General features: G+C 48.4%; 5 protein-coding genes. All 5 read left to right on the top strand.

Annotated elements, in window-relative coordinates; all coding sequences use genetic code 11:
• Nucleotides 1-146 precede the first annotated feature (146 nt).
• A complete protein-coding gene (locus H6F50_RS02100; RefSeq protein ID WP_190425793.1) occupies nucleotides 147-299 on the top strand; it encodes a hypothetical protein in 153 nt (50 codons plus the stop codon).
• The gene (locus tag H6F50_RS02095; RefSeq protein ID WP_190425791.1) at nucleotides 293-1,765 is read left to right on the top strand and encodes a restriction endonuclease subunit S; all 1,473 of its coding nucleotides are present in this window, start codon (nucleotides 293-295) and stop codon (nucleotides 1,763-1,765) included. Before H6F50_RS02100 ends, H6F50_RS02095 begins: the two co-directional genes overlap by 7 nt.
• A gap of 32 nt (nucleotides 1,766-1,797) precedes the next feature.
• Nucleotides 1,798-1,941, top strand: a complete 144-nt coding sequence (locus H6F50_RS02090; protein ID WP_190425776.1) for a hypothetical protein — start codon at nucleotides 1,798-1,800, stop codon at nucleotides 1,939-1,941.
• Nucleotides 1,929-2,282: a 4a-hydroxytetrahydrobiopterin dehydratase gene (locus H6F50_RS02085; protein WP_190415292.1), complete on the top strand. Its 354-nt coding sequence runs from the start codon at nucleotides 1,929-1,931 to the stop codon at nucleotides 2,280-2,282. The genes H6F50_RS02090 and H6F50_RS02085 overlap by 13 nt, the downstream gene beginning before the upstream one ends.
• 74 nt (nucleotides 2,283-2,356) lie before the next feature.
• A partial coding sequence (locus H6F50_RS02080) for a PAS domain-containing protein (protein ID WP_190425773.1) occupies nucleotides 2,357-2,928 on the top strand: 572 nt, incomplete at its 3' end.

Below are 2,928 nucleotides of genomic sequence, written 5' to 3'. Positions count from 1 at the left end.
CTCACTTGATGATGTCTACTTTCTTTATAAATTCTTTTGAGAATCCTTTGAGTTTCTCGGCTTAAATCTCTAATAAATCTCATAAGTCTCTTGTTTTCTTGACTTTTGTTTTAGCTTATTCTACTTTTTATTATGTGTAATTTATTTTGCATAAGCACTTAACTCCCTTGCTAGAACGAACCGCTACGGGTGATGCAACAGTACGACCGTTACCGCGTCGAAAAACGTTGGACGACGATACGCCACTTGTAGCTAATGAATTTCTGGACTGGAAAAAGCAGGCGGTGCTGGGATGGTGAAACGGACAAATGCAAATCAGCCAAGTGTAGCGCCTTCAACGCCAGCCAGCGAGCCAGAAAAGCTCTCAACTACAGTTCGCCTGAATGAGGTCTTCAATGCTGGGGTTCGCTTGGAAGCATCTAGCTTCAATATTGAAGCTCGTAACGCTGTTGCAAAGTTACAGGCAAGTGGTTTGCCGTTAATTCCTCTAGCTGGAGATGAAGGTCTTTGTCAGAAGCCCCCAAGATCACTGCGCCTTAAACGAACCTCAGTCAGTCCTGACAAAGGAATACCATTCTTATCGAGTTCGGAAATTATTAGTTTACGACCAAGAGTTGAACGATTTTTGAGTCGCAAGCTAACGCCTAATATCGATAAGTTTTTAATCGAGATGTGGGACATTCTCATTACTCGATCCGGCACTATAGGCAACGTCAGCTTGGCTACAACAATGCTGGAAGGAAAGGCTCTGTCTGAACACGCTATTCGTCTACGCACTGACGACCCTGACACGGCTGGCTACATCACCGCTTTTCTTCGCAGCCGTTATGGTCGTCCTCAGCTGATTCAAGCAACTTATGGTTCAGTGGTTGTCCACATTGAGCCTCAACATCTGTCTCGCATTGTCATTCCCGATTTACATCCCCTGCGTCGTATTGCCATCGGGCGACTGATGCGGGAGGCTGGCGAACTTAGAGATGAAGCTAACCGTCTCTTGGACGAGGCAGATGGACTGTTGCATGAGCAACTAAATTTGCCATATCTGGACTCGTTAACACCAAGCATCGAGGGTTTTGCGACATCCAAGGTGAGAGCATCCCAACTCACAGGACGCTTGGAGGCAAGCTTCCACGATCCTGTTGCCATGCAAGCCGAACAGCAGTTAAGACTACTGCCTGTAGAAATAACTACCGTGGGTGACGAACGAGTCACCAAAGAAGTTAGGGCAATTACAAAATTCCGCAAGCGGGTGTATGTTCCTCATGGAGGGATTCCACTTCTGAGTAGTAAGCAGCTTTTCCAAGTCGATCCAGTTGACGTGAAGGGATTAGCAAAAGGCGCTCACACTAAGGATCTGCCAGAAATCCAGCTTGAGGAAGGAATGATTGCTGTAACTTGTTCTGGCACGATTGGGCGTGTGCAGATCATTCCGGCGTATATGGCAAATTGGACGGCAAATCAACACGCAACGCGGTTGGTGGCTGCATCCGATATGAATCCTGGCTACCTCTACGCTTGGCTGGCATCGGACTACGGCACTCGACTTACAACAAGACATTCTTATGGCTCAGTTATCCTTGAAGTTGATCGAGAGATGTTTGCCTCTGTTCCTATCCCGTTGCCAACTCCATCTGTTAGAAACGAGATTGGCGATTTAGTTTTAAAGGCTAATGCGTTGCGTGATAAAGCTTGGCGTAAGGAACAAGATGCGATAAGCCAGATTGAAAGTTTGACGGCGAAAGCTAGCCACGAAACTGAAAGGTAATGAGTGAGAAAAACAGCGATCGCAGATTATAGATGATGCAGTTTCAGAAATACTTTGCGATCGCTTCCACCCATCCTTCTAGCCAAAATCCGCATTATGGCAGACGTGGGAAAAACAACACTTGGGTAAAATCGGACAACTTAAGTGCCGAAAATAGGGAAATATGGCAAATCTGACACAAGAAAAGTGTATTGCCTGTCATAAGGATGCGCCACGCGTCACTGAGGCGGATATCGCAGAACTGAAACCAGAGATTCCAGATTGGAACATTGTGGAAGAGGAGGGAGAATCGCGGCTCAAGCGCACCTACAAGTTTGCAGATTTTCAGACGGCGCTAGCTTTCACTAATAAAGTCGGCGAAGCAGCGGAAGCGGAAGGGCATCACCCGGCTTTGCTGACGGAGTGGGGTAAGGTGACGGTGAGCTGGTGGACTCACGCGATTTCTGGTTTGCACCGGAACGATTTTATAATGGCGGCAAAGACAGATCGGATTGCCCCGGAATTTACTCAAAAGTAAGCTGCTGGAACGTTTGGAGCCTGGGCAAACAGTCGGGCATCTTGAGCTGGTCGTACTGAAAAGAAGACTTGAGGATGAGTGAGACGGAGTTAGAAGCGGCACACCGAGAGGCTGAGGCATCAACAACAGCGCTGGCTGTTAGCATTAGCGAAGCAGCTGAGCAGGAAGTAGCGGCACGAAGTGCAGCAGAGGCACATCGACGCTTTGTCGAGCTAGTGCAAGGACTGGATGCGATTGTCTGGGAAATGGACGCTGTGACGTGGAAATTCACGTTTGTTAGCGATCGCGCTCAAGATATTCTTGGCTATCCGATCGGTCAGTGGTTAGATGAGCCGACGTTTTGGCAGGATTGTTTGCTGCATCCGGAAGACCGCGACTGGTGCGTTAATTTTTGCGTGAGTGCAACCAATCAAGCTAGAGACCACGAATTCCAGTATCGGGCGATCGCATCGGATAGTCGCGTCGTCTGGCTCAAAGATGTGGTGCGTGTGGTGTGCGATGAACAAGGTTGCCCCAAGTTGCTGCGCGGCGTGATGGTCGATATCACCAAGGAGAAGGAAGCTGAGGAAAAAACTCAGCTTCTATTGCGCGAACAGGCAGCACGAATCGAGGTGGAAACGGTGCAAGAAGCACTCCGCAAGAGTGA

The organism is Coleofasciculus sp. FACHB-712 (assembly GCF_014695635.1).
Lineage (GTDB): Bacteria > Cyanobacteriota > Cyanobacteriia > Cyanobacteriales > FACHB-T130 > FACHB-T130.
Note: the sequence above shows the minus strand (reverse complement) of the source record. Positions and strands in the feature narration are given on the sequence as shown.